The sequence below is a fragment of the Pseudochrobactrum lubricantis genome (genome assembly GCF_041929865.1).
GTDB lineage: Bacteria > Pseudomonadota > Alphaproteobacteria > Rhizobiales > Rhizobiaceae > Pseudochrobactrum > Pseudochrobactrum saccharolyticum.
Genome location: NZ_JBHEEE010000004.1, coordinates 317,886 through 342,125, shown reverse-complemented (window position 1 = coordinate 342,125; position 24,240 = coordinate 317,886). Strand labels below are relative to the sequence as shown.

The following is a 24,240-nucleotide window of genomic DNA, read 5'->3' as shown; positions in this document are numbered from 1 at the left end:
GCATAACTTGGCCAAGAACCGGATTCAGTTCATCTGCCAGAATTGCGGTGCCACGCATTCGCGCTGGGCAGGCAAATGCGACGGCTGCGGCGAGTGGAACACACTTGTCGAAGAAGGCACATCCGGCGGCATCGGCTCGGGTCCGGGCAAAATGGCGATGCGCAAAGGCCGTGCCGTTGCGCTCACCACGCTCTCCGGCGAGATTGAAGATGCACCGCGCATCCAGTCCGGTATCAGTGAACTGGATCGCGTGACCGGCGGCGGCTTTGTCCGCGGTTCCGCACTGCTGGTCGGCGGTGATCCGGGCATCGGTAAATCAACATTGCTCACACAGGCTGCGGCCGCATTGGCACGTCGTGGCAACCGCATCATCTATGTATCGGGTGAAGAAGCGGTGGCACAAATCCGTTTGCGCGCACAGCGTCTGCATGCAGCAGATACATCTGTGGAACTGGCGGCGGAAACCAATGTCGAGGATATTCTAGCCACCATTGATACTAAGCCGCGCCCTGATCTGGTGATTATCGATTCCATCCAGACCCTGTGGACAGATGCGGCCGACAGCGCACCGGGTTCGGTAACACAGGTTCGTGCCGGTGCGCAGGCGATGATACGCTACGCCAAATCAACGGGTGCTGCCGTGGTGCTGGTCGGCCATGTGACCAAAGAAGGTCAGATTGCAGGCCCGCGCGTGGTTGAGCATATGGTAGACGGCGTTTTATATTTTGAAGGCGAAGGCGGCCATCATTACCGCATCCTGCGCACAGTCAAAAACCGTTTTGGCCCGACTGATGAAATCGGCGTTTTTGAAATGTCCGATAAAGGTTTGCGGGAAGTTTCCAACCCGTCGGAACTGTTTCTCGGTGAACGCAATGAAAAGGCTCCGGGAGCTGCGGTTTTTGCCGGTATGGAAGGCACCCGCCCTGTTCTCGTGGAAATTCAGGCACTTGTCGCTCCATCTACACTCGGCACACCGCGTCGTGCTGTTGTTGGCTGGGATAACAGTCGCCTCTCCATGACGCTTGCCGTGCTGGAAGCCCATTGCGGTGTGCGCTTCGGCCAGCATGATGTTTATCTCAATGTGGCCGGTGGTTATCGTATTTCCGAGCCTGCTGCGGATATGGCTGTAGCGGCAGCGCTTGTCTCGTCACTTGCCGGTATTCCGCTGCCTGCCAATAGCGTTTATTTTGGTGAAGTCAGTCTCTCAGGCGCAGTACGTGCCGTTGCCCATGCGGCTCAGCGCATCAAAGAGGCGGAAAAACTCGGCTTTAAACAAGCTGTTCTGCCAGTCGGCGGAGGTGAATTGTCAAAACCACGCAATTTCACGCTGACAGAAACCGGCTCCCTGCCCGATCTGGTGGCACGAATTGCTGCTTCCGGCCCCGGAAAGAATGCGCAGAACCGAGATTAATACAGTTTCACTACTGCTGAAAATCGGGAATCATAGGCTCTCTGCAACTTAAAATAATGGATGCGGAGCATTAACAACCGGACATAGGCTGTAATTTTTACAGGCTATAACGGCTTTAAATTGCAATCAGCTCCCGAATTAGTGATTTATGAAAGAAATTCAGGTTAATTTTCGACGACAAAAGTGTCACAACTCTATCGGACTGACGCGAGACACTGTAAATCTTTGAGCTGCGGCAATTATGCCCGCACGAAATTATATGTCCCGAGGGACAGACCGACACAGAGGAATTAGGCAGGATGCCGATTACATTGCTAGACGGAATTCTTATCGGGGTAACCCTCGTATCGGCCATTCTGGCCATGGTACGCGGATTTTCGCGCGAAGTGCTTTCGGTGGCATCCTGGGCTGCGGCAGCTCTGGCCGCCTATTTCTTCTATAAGCCTGTCGTGCCTTACCTGCAGCCATATATTAGCAATGAAACCATTCTGAATATCGCGGCAGCCGGTTCAGTCTTTCTGGTGACATTGATTGTTGTATCAATCATCACCATGAAAATTGCCGATTTCATCATCGACAGCCGTATCGGTGCGCTTGACCGCACATTGGGTTTCATTTTCGGCGCAGCACGCGGCGTTCTGCTGGTTGTAGTTGCAATGCTGTTCTTCAACTGGCTTGTGGCTACAGATCAGCCAAGCTGGATCACCAATGCCAAATCCAAGCCGATGCTGGATTCCCTTGGCCAGCAGTTGGTGGATATGCTGCCGGAAGACCCTGAAACCGCAATCATTGAGCGCCTGAAGCCGCAACTGGGCACCCAGCCTTCCGCACAGGATGTGCCTGAGAATGATGTACCGGCTCAACCGGCAAACTAAATCCAGTTCACATATTTAACAAAAACGCCGGCAGATAAATCTGCCGGCGTTTTTGTTACACTCCCAGTCTGGCATTCGGCTTTCTGAAATCCGGCCAGCGCCCGATTGTCAAAGCCCTCAGCAGCCATTCCAGCGGCCCGTAATAATAATGGCGCAGCCACCACCGGCTCACAAACAGTTGGACTGTAAAAACAGACAAGCCAATCAGTACATTGATAATTGCCGTTGTTTTCTCGATCAATCCGAGACCGAAACCGTAGAAAATGAAACTGCATATCAGCGATTGCAGCAAATAATTGGACAGTGCCATGCGTCCTGCCGGAGCCAGTACATCACGCCAGAACTGGCCGTGTTTTGTGCCAAAAAGCCGGAACATCAGCGCGATTATACCAAAAGTCAGCAGCGGTGCCGTCACAAGGGTCAATGCCAGACCAAACACTTCCCATTCTGTACCGCTTGCAAACAAACCTGTCAGTGCAGTCAGTACCGATGCAGGCAAACCGATCATGATAGCGGCTTTTATTGCCGGTTTCAGATAAGGCCTGTACAGCTCCGGTTGTGCCAAAAACTGGTGTCTGCCTGCCAGAAACCCGAGCAAAAACATAGCCAGCGCACAGGGAGCCTGTATCAATAACAGCAAAATCCACATGGTTTGCAGCTCTGTTATATGCTGCATGATAACTGCGCCAAAACTGCCGCTATAGGCTGTATGAGCCAGCTGCGCTTCAGCTAAGAGTTCAGCAATGTCTGTCTGATCCGGGTTCCAGAACAAAGCGCCGACCAACAGCCAGAGCAATGCCGTTAAACCAAACAGCCACACCGCAGCTTTAATCAGCGTGTTATCCGGCTTGTTCCGCCAATATAATAAAACCACGCCGAGCACAGCATAGGTTGTGAGAATATCGCCGTGGAAAAGCAGAACTGCATGCAGCAGGCCTACAATCCACAAACCGGCCTGACGCCGTAAAAAACGAGGAACAAAAGCCGCTCCGGCACGCTCTGCCGACTGCATTTGCAGCGTGACGCTATAGCCGAACAGAAAAGAGAACAGCAGATAGAACTTCATCTCAAAGATTGTTGAGATGATCAGTTGCACGAGCTCGTTAAAACCAAAGCTTAATTCTGCATCGCTGTTTGGAAACCCGTAAAAAACGGAAGAAAAGGCCAGAATATTGACCTGCAAAATGCCAAGCAGTGCAAAACCACGCAGGGCATCCACATCCGCAATACGGGATACAGGCTTTGCAGCCGGAGACGGCACATCTGATTTCATTTCTGCGCTTCCCTGCCATTTGCAAGACCAAGCACGCCCGTCATCATTGTTTTCAATGCTGCTTTCTGTTCCTGAGGCTTAAATTGCGGGTCAACAGAAACACGGCTGAAAATACCGTCCACCATCACCATCAGACAATGCACGACCGACGCAGCAGAAAATTGCCGGCTGAACTGTCCGCGCTCCATTCCAAGACTGACCAGATATTCCAGTTCCTCACGCATCACACGGGTGCTCAGCCGGTACAAAACACCGATCTCCGCATCCCGCCCTGCCTCTGCAGCAATTTCCAGAGCCAGCGATGCCTGAGCAGTATCGGAAGCAACATCCAGCACCACATCAAAAAAAGCGTCCAATGCAGTCACAAGATTTTCCTGCTCGCGCAATGCCGCAACAAATATCTGGGTCTGCTGCAAATCTTCTTCAACAATCGCAGCGATGATTGCTTTCTTGCTTGCGAAATAATGAAACAGATTTCCGGTGCTGACACCTGCCGCCGCACAAATTTGTGCCGTGCTGGTCTGGTGAAACCCCTGCTCCGCGAAACAGGCTTTCGCCGCCTCCAAAATCATCTGTTTCTTTGCCTGATGTTTTTCAGGATCTGTCACGCGCATAGCGCACCTCTAAAATAGACTGAACGCTCGGTTTATTAATTTGAAATCACAGCTTACGCAAGCGATAAAATAATCCACACAGACTGCGACCAAATTGTGCTATTGTTTAAAACCTGAGGAGAACTGTTGTGTCTAAGGACTAACCGCCATATATGAGGCTGAAAATCAGAGACATATGGGGAGTAATGTCTGCGAAGGAGCAATTTTCCTGCTGAGAACAGCAGAAAACATAATCGTCTCCCGAACACCCTCTTCCTGATGTCCCGCTCAGACTTTTCATCAGAGCTGCATTTTGAGCCTCAGTCGTCTGAACTCTGCGCAATGCTCTGAATTGTTCCTTTTGCATGGCACTGCAACCGGAAAGCTTTCGGTTTTGGGACTATGCAGCAAAAGCACTCTTATGATAGAGAGCATTTTTAATTGCTCTGCAATCGAAAGGCCCAGCGGCTATGATAAGTCATTCCGGTGAAACCGCCCATATTTCGTCAGATCATTCTCAGAAGATCTGCGCCTCTCACACAGGAGAGAGCGGCGGCACAGAACCGCTTCATAATTCTTCCCGTTTTTCCTTTGATGAAGACGCCTTGCATGAAGAATGCGGCGTCTTTGGCATTCTCGGCCATGAGGATGCAGCAACGCTGACAGCTCTCGGCCTTCATGCCCTGCAGCATCGCGGACAGGAAGCGGCGGGCATTGTTTCCTATCATGAAGGACGCTTCTATTCCGAACGTCACATGGGGCTGGTTGGCGATCATTTCACCAATCCTGCAACACTGAAGCAGCTGCCAGGCAATCTTTCGATCGGTCATGTGCGTTACTCCACTACCGGTGAGACTGTGCTGCGCAATGTGCAGCCGCTATTTGCCGAACTGGAAGTCGGCGGCATCGCCATTGCCCATAACGGTAATTTCACCAATGGTCTGAGCCTGCGCCGTCATCTGATTGCCTCCGGTGCGATCTGCCAGTCCACTTCTGATTCTGAAGTTGTGCTGCATCTCATCGCCCGTTCGCGCCTTGCGTCATCCAGCGACCGTTTTGTCGATGCGATCCGTCAGGTTGAAGGCGGCTATGCGATCCTCGCTATGACCCGCACCAAACTGATTGCAGCGCGCGATCCTGTCGGTATCCGTCCGCTGGTTATGGGTGAACTCGACGGCAAGCCGATTTTCTGCTCCGAGACCTGCGCACTCGACATTATCGGTGCAAAATATATCCGTGATGTGGAAAATGGCGAAGTTATCATCTGCGAAACACAGGCAGACGGCTCTATCAGCACCACATCCATCAAGGCCTCGAACCGGAAGCCGGAACGTGTTTGCCTGTTTGAATATGTCTATTTTGCCCGTCCTGACTCCGTTGTCGGCGGCCGCAATGTTTATGTTGCGCGTAAAAACGCCGGCATTAATCTGGCCAAAGAATCTCCGGTTGAAGCAGATGTTGTTGTACCTGTGCCGGATGGCGGCACTCCGGCAGCAATCGGCTATGCACAAGCCAGCGGCATTCCGTTTGAGCTCGGCATTATCCGCAATCACTATGTCGGCCGTACCTTTATTGAACCGACACAGCAGATCCGCGCCCTCGGCGTAAAGCTGAAACATTCCGCAAACCGTGCCATCATTGAAGGCAAACGCGTTGTGCTGGTGGATGACTCCATTGTGCGCGGCACTACTTCGATGAAAATCGTGCGAATGATCCGCGATGCCGGAGCCAAGGAAGTACATATCCGTGTGGCCTCCCCGATGATCCATCATCCGGATTTCTACGGTATTGATACGCCGGATGCAGACAAGCTGCTGGCCAACCAATATCCTGACCTGCAGGCAATGTGCGATTATATCGGTGCGGATTCGCTGGAATTCCTCTCCATTGACGGTCTTTATGAGGCGGTCGGCGGCGAGAAGCGCAATCCGAAAGCTCCGCAATTTACCGACCATTATTTTACGGGCGACTATCCGACCCGTCTGGTTGATCAGGAAGAATTGTCGAATATTCACAATTTCGCATTACTTTCCAGCAACGGCTAAAATTCTAAAAGGCGGCTTTCAGCCGCCTTTACATTATGCAGACTGAAACGGGTGGATTTTTATGAGCTTTGATCTGAGCGGACGCACAGCACTGGTGACCGGCGCATCCCGCGGCATCGGTTATTTTCTGGCATTGGAACTGGCGAAACGCGGTGCCCATGTGATTGCTGTTGCGCGGACTGTCGGCGGCCTTGAAGAGCTGGATGATGAAATTCAGGCAATGGGCAATACAGCAACCCTTGTCCCGCTTGATCTGAAAGACATGCCTGCTCTTGACCTGCTCGGCTCATCTATCAATGACCGCTGGGGCAAACTGGATATTCTCGTCGCCAATGCCGGTGTGCTTGGCACAATCTCTCCGGTTGGCCATGTGGAAGCCAAGGTGTTTGACAATGTTATCAGCACCAATCTGACCTCAATCTGGCGCCTGATCCGTTCGGTTGATCCGCTGTTGCGCCGTTCTGATGCCGGTCGTGCTATTCTCATGTCTTCCGGCGTCGCCCATACAGCACGCGCATTCTGGGCACCCTATGCAGCTTCCAAAGCTGCAGTTGAAGTGATGGGGCGCTCATGGGCTGAAGAGACCAAACAAATGCCGCTGCGGGTTAACTCCGTCAATCCGGGTGCTACGCGCACAGCAATGCGCGCCAAAGCAATGCCGGGTGAAGATCCGGAAACTCTGCCACATCCGGCTGATGTGGCGGCTAAAATTGTGCAGCTCGCCGATCCGGCGCTGACCATTACCGGCCAGCTTTATGATGTACGTCAGGATAAATTCCTGCAATATCATATGCCTTCATAAACACATACCTATAATCGTCTGGCCGGATTATTAATAACCGGCCAGAACTGTTTTTATCCTGTCTTTTCAATCAAATAATTTTCTTCGCGGCTCTTTTAATTCGCAGCTCCCTGCTGCCTCATTTTATCCTGCCGCCTTCCCCTCTGAACTGTCCGATTTTTCAATTCTCTGAAAACAGAAGGGTCTGTTATGGATCATTTTTATATACTTACCGGTGGCCCGGGCTCCGGCAAAACCACTCTGCTCAATGTTCTCAAACAGCGGGGGTACCAACATAGTCAGGAAGCCGGACGACATATCATTCAGGATCAGGTCAAAATCAGCGGCAAGGCTTTGCCGTGGCTTGATCCCGCACTTTTCGCGGAAATGATGCTGTCATGGGAAATGCGCTCTCACCTGCTGGCCACACAGACAATATCTGATAAGCCGTATTTTTTTGACCGCGGGCTGGCCGATATTGCCGGTTACATCTCTCTTTCCGGCCTACCTGTGCCGGATCATGTGCATCAGGCAGTGAAGCACTTTCGCTATAATAAAACCGTTTTCATCGCGCCGCACTGGCCGGAGATTTATCAGGGAGATGAAGAGCGTAAGCAATCACCGCAAGAGGCTGAACGCACATTTGAGGCCATGCTGGCAGTCTATCAAGATTATGGCTTTAATCTATTGGAACTGCCTAAGGCAGGCGTTGAGGCAAGAGCAGATTTTATACTCGCCCACACAGCTTAATTTACGTAACAAAAAAGCCCCTCACTGAGGGGCTTTTTAAATAGTCATGTAATCTGCTTACATGCGGGCAATAATCTCTTCATCACCGGATGCATCGCCTTTGGCAGCTGCATCAAAGATGTAAGGGATAATTTCTTCCACAGTATCCAGCATTTTAGGCTGCACGCGGTGGCCGGTATGAATAAAGCCTTCTGTGCGCATATGATCGAGCATGGCGATCATCGGCTCCCAGAAATGATTGATATTGGCGAAAACCATCGGCTTTTTATGATGGCCGAGCTGTGCCCAGGTCATCATTTCCACGATTTCCTCAACAGAACCAATACCACCCGGCAGGGTGACGAAGGCATCCGAGCGCTCAAACATCAGCTGTTTGCGCTGATGCATATTCTCGGTAATGATCTGCTCATCAAGCATTTCATTCTGCTTGCCGTCAGCTTCTTTATTGAGAAGAAATGTCGGAATGATACCGGTGACTTTGCCGCCGGCCTTGTAAGCGCCTTCTGCAACCGCGCCCATAATTCCTTTTGTGCCGCCGCCATAAATCAGGCGAAGACCGTTTTCTGCAATGGAGCGGCCAAGAGCCAGTCCTGCTTCCCGGTAAACCGGATTATTGCCGGTTGAAGAACCGCAATAGACACATATTGATCGAATCTTGCTCATGCTTTCTTTTCGCGCGCGGGCTGTTTGCCGTCAAGTTTATGCGGTGAAATCGGTCATGAATTCGGTTGGTAAAAATCGGCATAAAAACCAGGTTTTTCACCGCTATTCCCGAAGTCTTTTTAAAATCATGACCTTGCACCGAAAACCATGCGTGGCTGACATTTTATCGCGCAATATGTGACAAGAATTTTGGCGCTGATATGTGATATTCTTGCTGTAACAATAAAAAAGCGCTAGTTGTTGGCGAATGTGCTGCTTATACATTTGGATTTATAAGCAGACACAGCATGTTATAATATTTTTTTAAGCTTGGTGTTAAAAGGGTCAGCCCCGTATGCAGAATAGTCGTTATGCGCTTGCCGGTTTTGCTGCTGTTGTTATAGCAGGTGGTCTTCTTGCATATTTTAGCATGGCTCCGCAGAAAACGGATCAGCCTCCGCAGGCACCTGCTTCAAAAACAGCAACAGATAACAAGCCTGCTGCGACGACCCAACCTGAAACTCCTGCCCAGACTGACAAGCCTGCTGCGGCCAATACTGCTGCACCGGCGGATACCAAGCCAACAGCTCCCGAAAAAACAGTGCCTGAGCAGAGTGTCACAGTTCCGGTTTTTGATGTGCTGCGCCTTGAAGGTAACGGCTCACTGGTCATTGCCGGTAAAGCCGCACCGAATTCTGTGGTTGATGTGATTTCCAAAACCCGTGTGCTCGGCTCTGCCAAGGCCGGTGAGAACGGTGATTTTGCAATTATTCTGGATGAGGCGCTGAAAAGCGGCGATTATCAGCTGGTTCTGCGCGCAACTGCGGAAGATAATTCCGTTGCAACATCGCAGCAGACCGCGATCCTCTCCGTTCCTGCAACACCGGATGGTCAGGTTCTCGCACTTGTTGAAGAGCCTGGTCAGGCCAGCCGCATGATTACTACGCCGCAGGCCAGTGGCGGAAATGCTGCGCAGACAACTGAGAATAAAGATGCACCGGCAGCTGCGCATGGTAATGATGCTGCTGTTACCCTGCTGCCGTCGCAGGCCGTACAGGGCGGGCTTGCAGAGGGCAATTCTCAGGATGCCGTCAGCATTGCCGTGGAGGCCGTGGAGATTGAAGGCCGCTCGGTATTTGTCGCCGGTCATGCACGCGGTGGCCAGACGGTTAATGTCTCAGCCAATGAGACTTTGCTCGGCACAGCTGTCATCACCCCTGAGGGGCGTTATCTGGTGCAGACCCAGCAGCCGCTTGCTGTCGGTGACTATATTATCCGTGCTGATCTGATGGATAAGGGCGGTAAAATTCTGGCCACAGCGCGTGTGCCTTTCCGTCGCGAAGCCGGTGAGAATATTGCGGCTGTTGCTCCTGCAATCGCCGCGCAAAGTGAACCGGATGCCGGACAGGCCGCTCAGGAAAGCCAGCCTGCCGGAGAGACACAGGCACAGCCTCTGGAAAAAGCGGAAGGCTCGGTGATTATCCGTAAAGGCGATAATCTCTGGACAATATCCAAGCGCACTTATGGCAGCGGCACGCGTTACACCACGATTTATCTGGCCAATACTGATCAGATTAAGAACCCTGACCTGATCTGGCCGGGACAGGTTTTCGTCATGCCGAAAACCCCGCTCAGCGAGCAGGATGTGAAGCAGAAACTACCGTAAATCCTGTTTCTCCGGAGCGTGTTTGTCTTCCTCACAACATTGTGCAGGCGTTTTGTTTCTATCACGCCTGCAGCTATGATAAGACGATGAAGAAACTTGCAGCAATTCTGCGGCGCTTAGAGCGCCGTGTGCCAGACTTGGCACGCAAAACTCGCTCTAACACTTTAAAATTAGAGCATATTTCCTTAAACTGATCCAAGGTTAAGGAAATATGCTCTAAACCGCAATACAGCATGAAGGCGGCAGCAGTGACCGTCTGTGGCGTTAAATAAAAAGATGAAAAAACAAAAAACAGTCTCGGCAGAATCCGGTCAGACCCTGAAAACACTGGCGAAACTCTGGCCATATATGTGGCCGAGTGAGCGTCATGATCTCAAAATGCGGGTCGTCTGGGCGACCTTCTATCTGGTCATCGCCAAATTCGTGCTGATGCTGGTGCCTTATTTTTTCAAATGGGCAACGAATGCGCTGGATGGTTCTTTCAAACCGGAAAGCTGGGTGCCGCAGATTTTTGTCGGCGCTTTGATGCTTGTCGTTGCCTATAATCTGGCACGTATTATTCAGGCCGGTCTGAACCAGTTGCGCGATGCGTTATTTGCCCGCGTCGGCCAATATGCAGTGCGTCAGCTTGCCTATCGGACTTTTGTGCATATGCATAAATTGTCGCTGCGTTTTCATCTTGAGCGCCGCACCGGCGGCCTGTCCCGTGTGATTGAACGTGGCGTCAAAGGCATTGAAACCATTGTGCGCTTCACCATTCTGAGCTCGGTACCGACCCTGCTGGAATTTGCGCTGACCGCAGCGATTTTCGGTTTTGCCTATGGTGTCAGCTATCTGATCGTGGTTGCGGCAACGGTCTGGCTCTATATGTGGTTCACCGTCAAGGCGAGTGACTGGCGTATTAATATCCGCCGCGAAATGAATGAATCCGATACGGATGCCAATACCAAAGCAATTGACTCACTGCTGAATTTTGAAACAGTCAAATATTTCGGCAATGAGGCCATGGAAGCAGAGCGCTATGACCGCTCGATGGCACGTTATGAAAAAGCGGCAACCCAGACATGGACATCGCTTGGCTGGCTGAACTTTGGTCAGGCCGTGATTTTCGGTGTCGGCATGATGATCCTGATGGTGATGTCTGCCCGCGAAGTACAGGCCGGAACCCATACGCTCGGCGATTTTGTCTTCATCAATGCGCTGTTGATGCAGCTGTCATTGCCGCTGAATATGATCGGCTTTATCTATCGTGAAATCCGTCAGGGGCTGACCGATATTGAGCAGATGTTCGATCTTCTTGAAGTTGAAGAAGAGGTCAAAGACAAGCCCGACGCACCGGCTCTGGCTGTCTCACAAGGGGCAATCCGCTTCAATAATGTCAGCTTTGCCTATGATCCGTCCCGTCCGATCCTGCGCAATATCAGCTTTGAAGTACCGTCAGGCAAAACCATTGCGATTGTAGGACCGTCCGGTGCAGGTAAATCAACCATCTCCCGTCTGCTTTATCGTTTCTATGATGTACAGCAGGGTTCGGTGACAATTGACGGGCAGGATATCCGCGAAGTGTCGCAGGTCAGCCTGCGCCATGCGATTGGTATGGTGCCGCAGGATACGGTGCTGTTTAACGATACAATTGCCTATAATATCCGCTATGGCCGTCCGTCGGCGACTGAGCAGGAAGTGGAACAGGCTGCCAAGCTGGCACAGATCGACCGCTTCATCCAGCTATTGCCGGAAGGCTATCAGTCGATGGTTGGCGAACGCGGACTTAAACTCTCCGGTGGCGAGAAGCAGCGTGTCGCGATTGCCCGTACAATTCTGAAAGCCCCGCCGATCCTGATCCTTGACGAAGCAACTTCGGCACTGGACACAGCAACCGAGCAGGATATCCAGCAATCTCTGGATCTGGTCAGCCGTGACCGCACTACTCTGGTGATTGCGCACCGCCTGTCGACCGTTATCAGCGCCGATGAAATTATCGTGCTCAAAGACGGTCAGATTGCCGAGCGCGGTACGCATCGTGATCTGCTGGTCGAAGGCGGACTTTATGCTTCCATGTGGGATCGTCAGCGTGAAGCTGATGAAGCGGAGGCCCGTCTGCGTCAGGTTCGTGAAAGCGATGAACTTGGCATTGTTATTCGCGGCGCCCCTGCCGGAGAATGACAGGGCACCGATGATCCTCTATGATGACAGCAGATATTCGCACTGGCTGTTCATTGTATATGCATGCAGCAATGGCGGTTCCGGTGATATCAACATCACCTGAACCGTTTTGATTCCGTATCAATGCGGAATATAAAAAAATCAAAACCGGTGCTTGCGGTAATGTTCTGTGAGCATTTTGTTATGATAAAGCACGAATATCATGAATTTTGTTGCGCTGTTTGCGCTTAATCATTTTAAACGCTGTTACTTTGCGTTATTGAAGCGGAAAATCTGAGGAAAACCGATGAGCCTGTCCGATACCATTCGCAATACTTTTGTTCCTATCCACCGCGAGGGCTACCCCTTTATCGCAGCATTTTTTGTTGTGTCGCTGTTGCTTGGCTGGTTGTGGGAACCTTTGTTCTGGGTAGGGATGGTGCTGACCATCTGGTGCATATATTTCTATCGTGATCCGCTGCGCATCACGCCGCTGGATGATAAACTCGTCATCAGCTCTGCGGATGGCAAGATTTCTTCCGTTGGCATGTGCGTTCCGCCGGCAGAGCTGGATCTAGGTACAGAGCCGATGCTGCGCATCTGCGTGTTCATGAATGTGTTCTCGGTTCATATCAACCGTGCACCGGTGCGTGGCAAAATCACTGCCGTGATGCACCGCCCGGGTAAATTCCTGAATGCGGAACTGGATAAAGCCAGCACGGAGAATGAGCGCAATTCGGTGCTGATCGACAGCGCCCATGGCACCGTTGCCGTAGTGCAGATTGCCGGTCTTGTAGCCCGCCGTATCGTTTGCTGGTCAAAAGCCGGTGAAGATCTTTCAACCGGCGAGCGCTTCGGTCTGATCCGTTTTGGTTCGCGTAATGATATTTACCTGCCAAAAGGTGCCGTTGCCCGCGTTGCTGTCGGCCAGACGGCTGTGGCAGGTGAAACCGTTCTGGCAGAATTTGATGAAACGCGCACTGCGCCAACCGTGCGGATTGCCTGATGCTTGAAGCACCTTTTCCGCCGCTGGATCCAAATGGCAATACGGAAGGGCGCGGTCCGCGCTTTTCCGAAATTCCGATGCGGATCATCATTCCTAATCTGATTACCGTTCTTGCGATCTGTGCAGGCTTGAGCGGTATCCGCCTTGCCATTGAGCATCGTTTCGAGCAGGCCGTGGCTATGGTGCTGCTGGCAGCCTTTCTCGACGGCATTGACGGACGGATTGCGCGGCTCCTGAAAGGGTCTTCCAAATTCGGTGCCCAGATGGATTCTCTGGCCGATATCGTCAATTTCGGCGTGGCTCCGGCACTGGTGCTCTATCTGTTCATGCTGGATCAGGCCGGTTCTTTCGGCTGGATTGCCGCACTGATCTATACGATTGCCTGCTGCCTGCGCTTAGCGCGCTTTAATGTGATGCTGGAAGATCCGAACCAGCCTGCATGGCAGGGCAATTACTTCATCGGCGTTCCGGCTCCGGCCGGTGCGATGCTGGTTTTGCTGCCTGTTTATTCCGGTTTCCTCGGCGTGCTGCCAAGCAAGGCTCTGGCCTATGGAACAGCAGGCTTCACGATTGTGATTGCCTTTTTGCTCGTCAGCCGTCTGCCGGTATATAACGGCAAAACCGCAGGCAGCTTTATCCGTCGTGACTTTGTTATGCCGCTGATCCTCGGCGTAGTGATCTATGCCGGTTTTCTGATGAGTTTTACCTGGCAGACACTGACACTGACAGCTTTGGCCTATCTGGTATTTCTGCCTTTCAGTGCACTGGCATGGAAGCGCCGTTTCGCGGCGGAAGAGAAAAAGTCCTCTGAAAATCAGGCGTGAAACTGTTCAGATAATGAAAAATAAAAGCCCGCTTTTGAGCGGGCTTTTTATTTGTTCTGTTATTTCTGCTTTTATGCTTTGGCAGCTATTTTATCTGCCCGTGCTTCTTTCAGGATTGACCATGTATAGAGGATCAACCCTGCCCAGATCAGTGCGAAAGCATAAAGCTGCACTGTGTTAAACGGTTCCTTGAAGGCGAAAACAGCGATCAGGAACAGCATGGTCGGTGTAATATACTGCATTAGTCCCAGTGTCGTGTAGCGCAGCAGTTTCGCACCGGTCGCATACATAATCAGCGGTACAGCGGTAACAACGCCAGCCAGCATCAGCAGAGAAATATCCGCCGGTGTGCCGGTAACAAAATGATCCTGCCCTTGTGTGTATAGCCAGATTGCATAGGCACTGGCCGGAATGAACAGGATAATCACTTCCAGCATGAAACCCTGCGACGGGCCGATCGGCAGAGATTTACGGAAGAAACCATAGAAGCCGAATGACAGCGGCAGAATAATGGATACCCAAGGCAGACCGCCCTGCTCTACAGTCAGCAACACTACCGCAGCAGCGGCAAGGAATACGGCAACCAGCTGTACTCTTGTCAGGCGCTCTTTAAGGAAAATCGCGCCAAGCAGCACATTGACCAGCGGATTGATATAATAGCCCAGAGCCGCATCCAGCGCGTGATCATTGAAAATCGCCCAGACATAGACACCCCAGTTCAACGTGATCAGGGAAGCTGTCAGACAGGCCATTGCCAATGTGCGCGGATTGCGCAAGGCTACGCCAACATCCTTGGTGCGCCCCATAAACACCAGAATGAGCGCTGCGACCGGCAATGACCAGATCACCCGATGCGCCAGCACTTCCACAACCGGAATATGGGCAACCGCTTTCATATAAAACGGGAAAAGCCCCCAGAACAAATAAGCAAGCATCGCGAAAATAAAACCGCGTGTCGCCTCCGGCATCGCCGCTTGAGACCGGTCACTCATAGTTATCCATCCTCAGATTTCCGGTCTCGGGCTTTATTCTTACAGCGGGAGCCGTTCATTACAATTGCATCAGTAACAACCGGTACTCCCGTTTCATCGGCTCCGCAAACGGCAAATTTTATTCTGCTGCAATATGTCCCGCAAGTTCGCGGTTTTTCATCAGCTTATAGACGACAGAATCCATCAGTGCCTGAAAGGATGCATCAATAATATTGTCCGACACACCGACTGTGCGCCAGCGCTGGCCGCTGGCATCATGCGACTCGATCAGAACGCGGGTGATCGCTTCCGTACCGCCATTGAGGATACGGACTTTAAAATCCACCAGTTCAAGATCAGCAAGTTCTTCCTGATAACGGCCGAGATCCTTGCGCAATGCAAGGTCAAGCGCGTTAACCGGACCATGACCTTCTGCCACCGACAAGTGCTCCTCACCATCGATGATGATTTTTACAATCGCCTCCGACACGGTTTTCAGGCAGCCATTGCTGTCATAGCGGCGCTCAACCATACAGCGGAAAGCTTCAACACGGAAAAACTGCGGAACCGCGCCAAGTTGTTGTCGGGCGAGCAGCTCAAAACTCGCATCCGCGCTTTCATAGGCATAGCCCTGCGCTTCACGTTCTTTGACCAGCGCGATCAGCGTACCGAGATGACGGTCATCCTTGGCAACCTGAATGCCGCGCTTGTTGAGCTCAGCAATAAAATTGGATTTACCACCCTGATCGGACACCATGACACGGCGATGATTGCCCACCATTTCCGGCGGCACATGTTCATAGGTTTTAGGCTCTTTCAGCAAAGCAGAAGCATGAATACCCGCTTTGGTAGCGAAAGCTGAACTGCCGGTAAAAGCCGCCTGATCGTTCGGCGCGCGGTTGAGAATATCGTCAAAAGTGCGGGAAAGTTTTGTGATACCTGCCAAGGCATCGATGCTGATGCCGACTTCGAAACGGTCTGCCCAGACCGGTTTAAGCATCAATGTCGGGATCAGCGTGACAAGATTGGCATTGCCGCAACGCTCACCGATACCATTGAGCGTGCCCTGCACCTGCCGCACACCGGCATCAATTGCGGCCAGCGACACGGCAACGGCCTGTTCCGTGTCATTATGCGCATGAATACCCAGACATTCGCCCGGCACAACAGCTTTGACTGCACGGACAATGTCACCGACTTCACCCGGCTGCGTGCCGCCATTGGTATCGCACAGCACTACCCAGCGCGCACCGGCACCATAGGCCGCTTTGGCACAGGCCAGCGCATAATCAGGATTGGCTTTAAAGCCGTCGAAGAAATGCTCGCAATCGACAATACATTCCTTACCGGCCATGCGCGCTGCCGTGACTGATGAAGTAATGGATTCCAGATTATCTTCCAGAGAGCAGCCAAGCGCCAGATGCACATGGTAGTCCCAGCTCTTGGCAACATAGGTGATCACATCGCTGGAAGCCTGTAACAGCACTGACATGCCCGGATCATTGGAGGTAGAAACACCCGGGCGTTTGGTCATACCAAAAGCGGCGAACTTCGCCTTTGCCGTATGTTTACGCTGAAAAAAGCTCGTATCTGTCGGGTTTGCACCCGGATAACCGCCCTCAACATAATCCATGCCGAAATCATCCAGCATGGCGGCAATGGCTTTCTTATCCGCAACCGAGAAATCAATGCCCGGTGTCTGCTGACCATCGCGCAGGGTGGTATCATAAATATAGATACGCTCTTTTTTCATTGTTGTTCTTTCCTCCATATCCGTATTTATGCGTGAGATTTATGCATGGCCTTGCGGCCATGTCTCAGTGTCATGATCCGGATGCTGATAAGATACCATAGTGCGCACGAATTCCGCGCTTTCAGGATCACGTTCTGTCGTATAGGCAGGCAAGGTGCTCAGCTTGTCCAGATAAGGCAGCCTGCCCTCCATGCCCCATTGCACGACCGGCTCAATTTCCTGCGGATTGTCAAAAGCCGCAATGGACAGCGCCAGACCGTCCGGCGCTTCATAGGTCAGCGGTGTGCCGCAACCGGCACAAAAGCCGCGCTGCACATGGTTGGATGAGCGGAACAGTTTTCGTGTTCCGCGCGTCCATTCCAAGGTCCCCTCTTTAACGGAGACCAAAGGAGCAAAATAATTGCCGAAGGCTTTCTGGCACATGCGACAATGACAGATGGATGCACTGCCCAGCTGCCCCTTCACACGAAAACGCACGGCACCGCATTGGCAGCCGCCGCTGGCGACCGGATTTTCACTCAGCGTTTCACTTCCCATGTTGTCACCCGTTCTCCGCTAGCCGGATCTTTGCCGTCCTTCAGCTGAATATTCTGTGCCAGCAATGAGTCACGAATACGGTCAGCCTCCGCCCAATTTTTTCCGTTGATGAATGCCAGACGCTCGGAGATCTGTCTTTCAACATCTGCCGTGTCGACATCTGCCGCAGCGCTGAACAGATATTGTGCAGCCTCAGCCAGCAATTGCGCATCGTGAAGACCAAGCAGGTTGAGACCGGAAACCAGCGCTGCAACATCACCCTGTTTATAGGCTTTGCGCAATTCTGTGAGTGCAGCCCATGTGTTCAGGTCATCGCCAATGCTATCTGCAAACACCGTTGCCTTAACCGCAGAAGCAGGCACCGGCTGTTCGGAAATCACCTGATACCACTTCGCCAGTTCCTCACCGGATTCGATCAAACGCTGCTGTGTCCAGTTGATCGGCTCACGGTAATGGGTCTGCAACATTGAGAGACGTGCAGCCATACCGGTCCAGCGACGACGGAAATCCTCTGGCGCATCTGTGCCCGACAATTGCGGCAGTTCCGATTTCAGCACATCATCAATGGTGATGAAATTGCCCAGAGATTTGGACATTTTCTGACCTTCGACCTGCAAAAAACCATTATGCATCCAGATATTGGCCATGCGTTCTGAACCAAAAGCGCAGCATGACTGGGCAATCTCATTCTCATGATGCGGGAATACCAGATCAATACCACCGGCATGAATGTCGAAGGTGTTTTTCAGCGGATCATCGCATTTCAGACCGCCGCCAAACGGCTCCAGCAATTTGGCCATCGACATGGCGGAGCACTCAATGTGCCAGCCCGGACGACCGTGAACCGCAATACCTGCCGGAGACGGCCAGCCCGGCTCCCCCTCTTTGGATGGTTTCCACAGCACGAAATCCATCTCATCGCGCTTGTAAGAAGCCACATCCACACGCGCACCGGCAATCATCTCATCCAGTGAGCGGCGGGCAAGCGCACCATAACGGGGGCCATGGTCGCCGCTCATGGTTTTAACTGCAAACAGCACATGATCGTCAGCCACATAGGCATGACCGCGCTCAATCAGACGTTCGATCAGCTGGCGCATTTCTTCCAGATGTTCGGTTGCGCGCGGCTGGCTGGATGGTTCGAGATTGCCAAGCGCTGTTACATCGCTCTGGAACTGCGCATTGGTGCTTTCAGTGACTTTGCGAATAGCTTCATTCAGCGGCAGATCAGGATAATCGCGCACGGCACGCGCATTAATCTTGTCGTCCACATCAGTGAGGTTACGCGCATAAGTCACTTGGCTCTCACCATAAACATGGCGCAGCAGACGGAACAGCACGTCAAATACAATCACCGGACGCGCATTGCCGATATGGGCAAAATCATAAACTGTCGGGCCGCAGACATACATGCGCACATGATCAGGATTGATCGGAACAAAGTCCTCTTTCCTGCGGGTCAGCGTATTATACAAACGCAATTCAGTGGCAGACATCTGACTTCCCTTTAACATACGGTTCTAAAGCACAAACAAGACTTGCGCAGCCTGCTGGCCGGTGCATTTGTCTGCTTCAAAAGGAAAAGGAAGACGAAAACATCCGAGCCAGCAATCTGCTAGCGAATAATGACCGCAATAATACAAATGGTGTTTGCGAATGGTGTTTTCATGACAGCACTTATCTCTCTGATCCTGTGCCGCGTCAAGAGACAGCTCAGAGATTTTTGTGACCGGCAGTAATCATGACACGCGGCATTACCGCCGTGACATTACCCAGATTTGCGCCCGAATTTGCACATTTCCAGCCATGCTTCAGTCCTATTTTTCACGATAATGGGAGCTCTGAGTTAGGGAAGGAAACATTATGAAAAAGATCTTCAGCGCATCTAAAAAAGATCAGCTTACCGAGCAGTATCGTGCAATCGGCCCTGCATTTTTGGCGGCAGCTCTGCGGTCGGCACCGCGCAGCCACCGTGACGAGAAACGGCTGCACGTTTCTTATCTGCCGTCAGATAAAGCCTTACGGCCACAACAGGCGGCTAAGTAAGCTGAACGCAATCGCCCACATAATGATGCCGATAATGCAGTCGAGAATACGCCATGCAGAAGGTTTGGCGAAAAACGGCTGCAGCAATCGGGCACCATAGCCGAGCGAGAAAAACCAGACAAAAGAGGCTGTTATCGCACCCAGCCCATAGGCCAGACGCGCCTGCCCTTCAAAACGGGCAGAGAGGCTGCCGACCAGTACGACCGTATCAAGATAGACATGCGGATTGAGGAAAGTCAGCGCCAGACAAGTCCCGACTGCAGCTTTCAGGCTGACCGCACCGCCATTGCCGGCAAGCAACCCGTCAGGATGCATTGCACGGCGAAAAGCAGACAGACCATACCAGAACAGAAAAGCCGCGCCGCCGACGGTCACCACTGTAATCAATGAAGGGGACTTTGCGATCAGTGTGCCCAGCCCTGCAACGCCTGCGGCAATCAGAAAGGCATCGGACAGAGCACAGATCAGACAGAGAATAAACACATGCTGACGCAGCAGTCCCTGTCTCAGAATATAGGCATTTTGCGCACCAATGGCGACAATCAAGGATAGTCCGAGCAGAAAGCCCGAAATTGCTGCTGTTCCCACGATAGACTCGTTCTTGTTAAATTGACGCGCATCTTATCCGCAAACCGGCAACCACTTTTCGGGATGCAAACTTTACATCAACGCGCATCCTACCCGAAAACCGGCAACCACTTTTCGGGATGCGCTGTCAGTTATGTTTTTGAAAGAATTAATTAAAACATACTGAATTGGTCATCATTGTCATCTGTTTTCTTTTTGACAGCAGGCTTTTTAGGTTTAGCCGGTTTTTTGACGACTGTTTCCTGAGAAACTGTCAGCTCTTCCACTACCTCATGCACATCTGTAGCAAAATAACGGGCATTATTGATCTTGTCCGAGACGGGAATCGCCTCAAAAAAATCATCCTGCACCGGCTTGAGCAAATGCTTTACATCCTTGGCACGGTTGCGTTTGCAATCCAGCCATTCCTGATAGTCCTCAGGATGGATCACCAGCGGCAGGCGGTCATGAATGTGCGATAATGCATGATTGGAAGCTGTCGTCAGAATGGCTGCCGTGTCCATCTGCGAACCGTCACCGCTCACCCATGTTTCCATCAACGCACCAAAAGCAATGGTTCCGCCATGGCGCGGACGTATCCAATAGGCCTGTTTTCTGCCGTCACCGAGTTTACGCCATTCATAAAAACCACTCACCGGTAGCAAGCTACGCCGGTGCTCCATCGCTGTACGAAAAGACGGCTTTTCATGCGCGGTCTCGGAACGGGCATTAATCATCAGCGGAAAGTTCAGCGGGTCTTTTGTCCATGACGGCACAAAGCCCCAACGTACCAGCATTGCAATACGATCCGGCCTGTTGCTGCCGGGTGCCGGTGTTTCACCATTCATCACAATCATGATCGGTTGGGTCGGTGAAATATTATAGCGCGGCGGAAAGGCTTCATCGACAATCACGCCGAACTGCGCCTCCACCTCATCAATTGTTGCCAGTAATGCAAAACGTCCACACATAATATTTGGTGTTGCGAGTTTTACCGTAAAGGTCAAGATACCTGATAAACAAAGCTTGCAAATCTGCGGGCAGGTTTTTACCACTCATTCTATGATACAGGACATTTCCCCTCACCCGCTCATCGCCCATGGTGCCTCCATCATCTGCCGCAAGGAGAACCGCTTCCTGCTGGTGAAACGCGGCAAGGAGCCGCTCAAAGGTTCACTCGCTTTTCCGGGTGGCGGAGTTGAAGCCGGAGAAAATGCCGAACAGGCCGCACGGCGTGAACTCACAGAAGAAACCGGCTTGCACTGCAACCGCCTGCGGCTGGTCGATACAATTGATCTGTCTCAGGAAGGGCTTTACGGCAAGGTCTATAATCTTTGCATTTTCCGCGCTTATGACCTCAGCGGACAGGAACAGGCCGGTGATGATGCTGTTTCGCTGCACTGGCTGACAGTTGAGGATATGCTGCAGCATATTGTGACCGTCAGCACCTTGGCTTTTGCTCGCCGTATTCTGCAGGAAGAAGGCTGAGCGCCTTGAAACAGCCTGATTACTGCACAATTTATAGTGAAGGCGCGGAGTATATGTATGACCAGATTTCTTATTAGCTTCCTGTTGGTTACAGGATTTTCTGTTTCCGCTCTTTCCGCACAGGCACAAACACAGGAAACCAGCGGCCCGCCCTATGAAAGCCAGATGATCCAGCTGGCAGGCACCCTCGGCTCCCTCCACTATTTGAGCAATCTTTGCGGCGACAAAACCAGTCTCTGGCGCGATCAGATGAATGAATTGCTCACCGCTGAAAAAGCTGATGAAACGCGGCGTAAAAATCTGGTTTCAGCCTTTAACAACAACTATCGCAGCTATGCTGATAATTACAGCCAATGTACCGATCAGGCGCTGAAAGCAATCGACCGGTTTAAACTACAGGGTGAAAAGCTCTCTGAAGGACTGGTTGCCCATTACGGCAATTAACCAAAACTTCATTCATTGCAATAAAGGCGAAATCTGCCATTCACAAACCATCGCAATCTGTTAACAAGAGATTAAATTATTGATGGTGATGCGTCGGCTGATGGTGTAAGAAACGGTCTTCAGATAGTCGTTTCTGCTCTGAATGGCTCTATGACAGCACTTTCTTTAGCTAAGTCCTGTCCGTCTTCTGCGATGCAGTGTCCAACGGCATAAAGCCAAGGTGATATTTTAATGAATCATGCTCCGACAGACCTCGATGAATTGATTGCCCATGAGAAAAAACAGGCGGCGATCGAATATCAGCATGAAGCCTGGGCTGACGGGATTTCAGAAGGCATTGAACCGGAGATTCTCGCAGAGGCTGCTTTTGCCAATGCATTGACCGAACTTCTGCGCAGCACAGGCGAAGATGCGGCGCTTGGCCTGCTCGATAAATTGCGCGAGCAGATCATTGCCGGTGAGTTTCTGCCCAACCGTATTTTACAGTAATTTTGCAGTAATTTCCCGAGCACAGTCGGCATCCGTCATAATTTGTGCTATTGGATGCCGTAAACATTTATTTTGAATATATATTTCTCTTCCGGAGTTTCTGATGTTGCTTTCATCCCGCCACTGGCCGAGCAAACTCAGCTCAGATAAATTTCTGAGCACGTCTTTCCTCTCCGGTCTGGCTCTGGCCATGATTGCCGCATCTGTCTCAGTACCGGCCTCCGCCGGAACTTTGAGCGGAAAACCACAAATTTTAGCATTGAGCGAAACACCTGCCGGTGAAGGCGGCGAAGAGGTCAATCCGGCGCAGGTGCCTTTGCCGGGGCCGTTGCGTCAGGTACCGACTGAAACCTACAGAGCACCTGAATCCGGCGCAGCCTCTGAAAACGGCAGCCCGGAGCGCGACATTACCCGTCCGCATGTTTCACCGGAAGGTAAGATTCCGGAAGTCTCCTATGACTATTCCAAGCTTCCGCAAGCTGTGCAGGACACCCGCAAGAAAATTCTCGATATTGCCAAAGCCGGAAAGATTGATGCGCTGAAACCATTGCTCGGTGACGGCGGCGAAACCAGCCCGATGCTTTCGCTCGGTGAATATGACGGTACACCGCTGGAATTTCTCAAAAGCCTTTCCGGCGACAGCAATGGTCAGGAATTGCTGGCTATTCTCGTAGACCTTCTTGAGTCTGGTTACGCGCATCTCGATGCCGGTACACCGAATGAAGTTTATGTCTGGCCGTATTTCTTCGCCTACCCGCTGGACAAGCTGGACGACCGGCAGATGGTTGAGCTGTATCAGATTGTGACTGCCGGTGACTTTGAAGAAATGAAGGGCGTCGGTGCCTATATTTTCTACCGTCTCGGCATTACGCCGGATGGCTCATGGAAGTTTTTTGTAGCCGGCGACTGACGATCGTTTTTCCCTGTCTGTCAAAGCGCTGCTGAAAACGCTCTGTTGCCCATGCACACAGAGCAAAAACAGCCATACCTGCCGGTATATCAACAAGATGGTGTCCGCCATGAACCAAGACGGCTGGTAGCACTGCCAAATTCAAAAGCAGGAAAAACGGAAACAGCCACTTGACTGAACGGGAATACCACATGCCCGCCAGCGCCATAACCGTATGAAAAGACGGAAATGAAATCAGTCCACGTGCATCATTCGGCATAATCATTGCTGTACCATTATACAGAAGATCAGTTAGTTCCTTGCCATATGCAGTCCCTACAATCTGCTGAGATTTTGAAATCACGCTTTCAGGCAACGGAAATAACGCACTCGGCCCGATCGAGGGAAAAAGTATCCAGAACAGGACGGTAACAGCTCCACTCAGCGTCAGGGTCAAAATCATACCGTGCAAGGCATAAATACGCCCGCTGAAACCAAGTAAAATTATCAGGATAACGATCTGATAGAGATTAGACAAATAAGCATAGCCTAGAATATCATTAACCAAAGGATAGCTGACACTCCATGTCACAGCGTCCACCCAGTTATAGCCAAGGCTGGCATCCAGTGAGACAAGCCAAAGATCAAGTGTCGGGCGTAAATTGGGTAAGAACAAATAATTCAGCAGTGCCATTGCCGAAGTAAAAATCATAAACAAGCCAGTGCTCATCGTAACAGTGGCAATGCGCTCGCTACGCCCGCGCCAGCGGTATATGAAACTCAATCCGAACATCAATGCAGCAAAGATAAGCTGTCCGCTATAAGCGAAGTAAAATACTTTCTGCCCTGAACTCAGAAGCAGAACGGCATCTGCAAGCAGCGTAATAAGAATGATCCCCAGCAGGGCCAACTCTACAGGACGAAAATAATGATTCAGGACAGACGATTGTGTTTTCATACTGCATCAATACACACAAACTCATTGATCAGTCGTAAATCTAAAGAAGCGCACTCTAAAATGCACAAGACCGCATTATCGGATAATGCG

The 24,240-nt window shown here is 51.5% G+C and carries 24 protein-coding genes; 14 read left to right on the top strand and 10 right to left on the bottom strand.

Annotated features, from left to right (window positions below; translation table 11 throughout):
- Positions 1-7: 7 nt before the first annotated feature.
- Positions 8-1,411, top strand: a complete 1,404-nt coding sequence (gene radA, locus JNC80_RS10795; RefSeq protein ID WP_376710313.1) for a DNA repair protein RadA — start codon at positions 8-10, stop codon at positions 1,409-1,411.
- 299 nt (positions 1,412-1,710) lie between these two features.
- Positions 1,711-2,286: a CvpA family protein gene (locus tag JNC80_RS10790; protein WP_022712192.1), complete on the top strand. Its 576-nt coding sequence runs from the start codon at positions 1,711-1,713 to the stop codon at positions 2,284-2,286.
- Between the two features lie 55 nt (positions 2,287-2,341).
- Here the strand turns inward: JNC80_RS10790 and JNC80_RS10785 are convergent, their stop codons facing one another.
- Positions 2,342-3,559 carry a DUF418 domain-containing protein gene (locus tag JNC80_RS10785; RefSeq protein ID WP_376710312.1) on the bottom strand — a complete coding sequence of 406 codons (1,218 nt, stop codon included), beginning with the start codon at positions 3,557-3,559 and terminating at the stop codon, positions 2,342-2,344.
- A complete protein-coding gene (locus tag JNC80_RS10780; protein ID WP_376710311.1) occupies positions 3,556-4,173 on the bottom strand; it encodes a TetR/AcrR family transcriptional regulator in 618 nt (205 codons plus the stop codon). The genes JNC80_RS10785 and JNC80_RS10780 overlap by 4 nt, the downstream gene beginning before the upstream one ends.
- Positions 4,174-4,622: 449 nt before the next feature.
- Here JNC80_RS10780 and purF point away from each other — a divergent pair, with 449 nt between their 5' ends.
- The 3 genes from purF (at position 4,623) to JNC80_RS10765 (ending at position 7,728) form a co-directional block, all read left to right on the top strand.
- Entirely contained in the window at positions 4,623-6,197 is a 1,575-nt protein-coding gene (gene purF, locus JNC80_RS10775; RefSeq protein ID WP_022712195.1) for an amidophosphoribosyltransferase, read from the top strand.
- Between the two features lie 61 nt (positions 6,198-6,258).
- Positions 6,259-6,999, top strand: coding sequence for an SDR family NAD(P)-dependent oxidoreductase (locus JNC80_RS10770; RefSeq protein ID WP_075654620.1), 741 nt, complete (start codon positions 6,259-6,261; stop codon positions 6,997-6,999).
- 189 nt (positions 7,000-7,188) lie between these two features.
- On the top strand, positions 7,189-7,728 hold the full coding sequence (locus JNC80_RS10765) for an AAA family ATPase (RefSeq protein ID WP_376710310.1): 540 nt from the start codon (positions 7,189-7,191) through the stop codon (positions 7,726-7,728).
- 57 nt (positions 7,729-7,785) lie between these two features.
- Here JNC80_RS10765 and JNC80_RS10760 read toward each other — a convergent pair whose 3' ends face one another.
- Complete coding sequence (locus JNC80_RS10760) at positions 7,786-8,391, bottom strand: LOG family protein (protein ID WP_022712198.1); 606 nt, start codon at positions 8,389-8,391, stop codon at positions 7,786-7,788.
- A gap of 334 nt (positions 8,392-8,725) precedes the next feature.
- Between JNC80_RS10760 and JNC80_RS10755 the strand changes: the two genes are divergently transcribed.
- The 4 genes from JNC80_RS10755 to pssA all read left to right on the top strand — a co-directional run bounded on the left by JNC80_RS10755 (position 8,726) and on the right by pssA (position 14,008).
- Positions 8,726-10,036, top strand: a complete 1,311-nt coding sequence (locus JNC80_RS10755) for an Ig-like domain-containing protein (RefSeq protein WP_376710309.1) — start codon at positions 8,726-8,728, stop codon at positions 10,034-10,036.
- A gap of 276 nt (positions 10,037-10,312) precedes the next feature.
- Positions 10,313-12,199 (top strand): ABCB family ABC transporter ATP-binding protein/permease, encoded by a 1,887-nt coding sequence (locus JNC80_RS10750; RefSeq protein ID WP_075654617.1) that lies wholly within the window; start codon positions 10,313-10,315, stop codon positions 12,197-12,199.
- Between the two features lie 286 nt (positions 12,200-12,485).
- Positions 12,486-13,184, top strand: coding sequence for a phosphatidylserine decarboxylase (locus JNC80_RS10745; RefSeq protein ID WP_075654616.1), 699 nt, complete (start codon positions 12,486-12,488; stop codon positions 13,182-13,184).
- Positions 13,184-14,008 carry a CDP-diacylglycerol--serine O-phosphatidyltransferase gene (gene pssA, locus JNC80_RS10740; protein WP_022712203.1) on the top strand — a complete coding sequence of 275 codons (825 nt, stop codon included), beginning with the start codon at positions 13,184-13,186 and terminating at the stop codon, positions 14,006-14,008. Before JNC80_RS10745 ends, pssA begins: the two co-directional genes overlap by 1 nt.
- A gap of 71 nt (positions 14,009-14,079) precedes the next feature.
- On the opposite strand, the gene rarD is transcribed toward pssA, so the two are convergent.
- The 4 genes from rarD to cysS all read right to left on the bottom strand — a co-directional run bounded on the left by rarD (position 14,080) and on the right by cysS (position 18,765).
- Positions 14,080-15,000 carry an EamA family transporter RarD gene (gene rarD / locus JNC80_RS10735; protein WP_376710308.1) on the bottom strand — a complete coding sequence of 307 codons (921 nt, stop codon included), beginning with the start codon at positions 14,998-15,000 and terminating at the stop codon, positions 14,080-14,082.
- A 118-nt stretch (positions 15,001-15,118) separates the two neighbouring features.
- On the bottom strand, positions 15,119-16,732 hold the full coding sequence (cimA, locus tag JNC80_RS10730) for a citramalate synthase (RefSeq protein WP_376710307.1): 1,614 nt from the start codon (positions 16,730-16,732) through the stop codon (positions 15,119-15,121).
- 39 nt (positions 16,733-16,771) lie between these two features.
- Positions 16,772-17,269, bottom strand: coding sequence for a GFA family protein (locus tag JNC80_RS10725; RefSeq protein WP_151158054.1), 498 nt, complete (start codon positions 17,267-17,269; stop codon positions 16,772-16,774).
- Complete coding sequence (cysS, locus tag JNC80_RS10720) at positions 17,251-18,765, bottom strand: cysteine--tRNA ligase (RefSeq protein WP_376710306.1); 1,515 nt, start codon at positions 18,763-18,765, stop codon at positions 17,251-17,253. Before cysS ends, JNC80_RS10725 begins: the two co-directional genes overlap by 19 nt.
- A gap of 367 nt (positions 18,766-19,132) precedes the next feature.
- On the opposite strand from cysS, the gene JNC80_RS10715 reads away from it, so the two are divergent.
- Positions 19,133-19,315, top strand: a complete 183-nt coding sequence (locus JNC80_RS10715) for a hypothetical protein (protein WP_116089219.1) — start codon at positions 19,133-19,135, stop codon at positions 19,313-19,315.
- Here JNC80_RS10715 and JNC80_RS10710 read toward each other — a convergent pair.
- Both JNC80_RS10710 and JNC80_RS10705 read right to left on the bottom strand, forming a co-directional pair.
- Positions 19,289-19,903, bottom strand: coding sequence for a LysE/ArgO family amino acid transporter (locus tag JNC80_RS10710; protein ID WP_376710305.1), 615 nt, complete (start codon positions 19,901-19,903; stop codon positions 19,289-19,291). The two genes, JNC80_RS10715 and JNC80_RS10710, sit on opposite strands and share 27 nt — an antisense overlap.
- 152 nt (positions 19,904-20,055) lie before the next feature.
- Positions 20,056-20,853 carry an SOS response-associated peptidase gene (locus tag JNC80_RS10705; RefSeq protein ID WP_376710390.1) on the bottom strand — a complete coding sequence of 266 codons (798 nt, stop codon included), beginning with the start codon at positions 20,851-20,853 and terminating at the stop codon, positions 20,056-20,058.
- Between the two features lie 91 nt (positions 20,854-20,944).
- Here JNC80_RS10705 and JNC80_RS10700 point away from each other — a divergent pair, with 91 nt between their 5' ends.
- From JNC80_RS10700 to JNC80_RS10685, 4 genes are all read left to right on the top strand, one after another.
- A complete protein-coding gene (locus tag JNC80_RS10700; protein WP_376710304.1) occupies positions 20,945-21,370 on the top strand; it encodes an NUDIX hydrolase in 426 nt (141 codons plus the stop codon).
- Positions 21,371-21,427: 57 nt separating this feature from the next.
- A complete protein-coding gene (locus tag JNC80_RS10695; RefSeq protein ID WP_376710303.1) occupies positions 21,428-21,814 on the top strand; it encodes a TIGR02301 family protein in 387 nt (128 codons plus the stop codon).
- Between the two features lie 231 nt (positions 21,815-22,045).
- The gene (locus JNC80_RS10690) at positions 22,046-22,303 is read left to right on the top strand and encodes a hypothetical protein (RefSeq protein WP_022712213.1); all 258 of its coding nucleotides are present in this window, start codon (positions 22,046-22,048) and stop codon (positions 22,301-22,303) included.
- A gap of 103 nt (positions 22,304-22,406) precedes the next feature.
- On the top strand, positions 22,407-23,213 hold the full coding sequence (locus JNC80_RS10685; RefSeq protein ID WP_376710302.1) for a hypothetical protein: 807 nt from the start codon (positions 22,407-22,409) through the stop codon (positions 23,211-23,213).
- Here JNC80_RS10685 and JNC80_RS10680 read toward each other — a convergent pair.
- Complete coding sequence (locus tag JNC80_RS10680; protein ID WP_376710301.1) at positions 23,170-24,150, bottom strand: phosphatase PAP2 family protein; 981 nt, start codon at positions 24,148-24,150, stop codon at positions 23,170-23,172. The genes JNC80_RS10685 and JNC80_RS10680 overlap by 44 nt on opposite strands.
- Positions 24,151-24,240 lie beyond the last annotated feature (90 nt).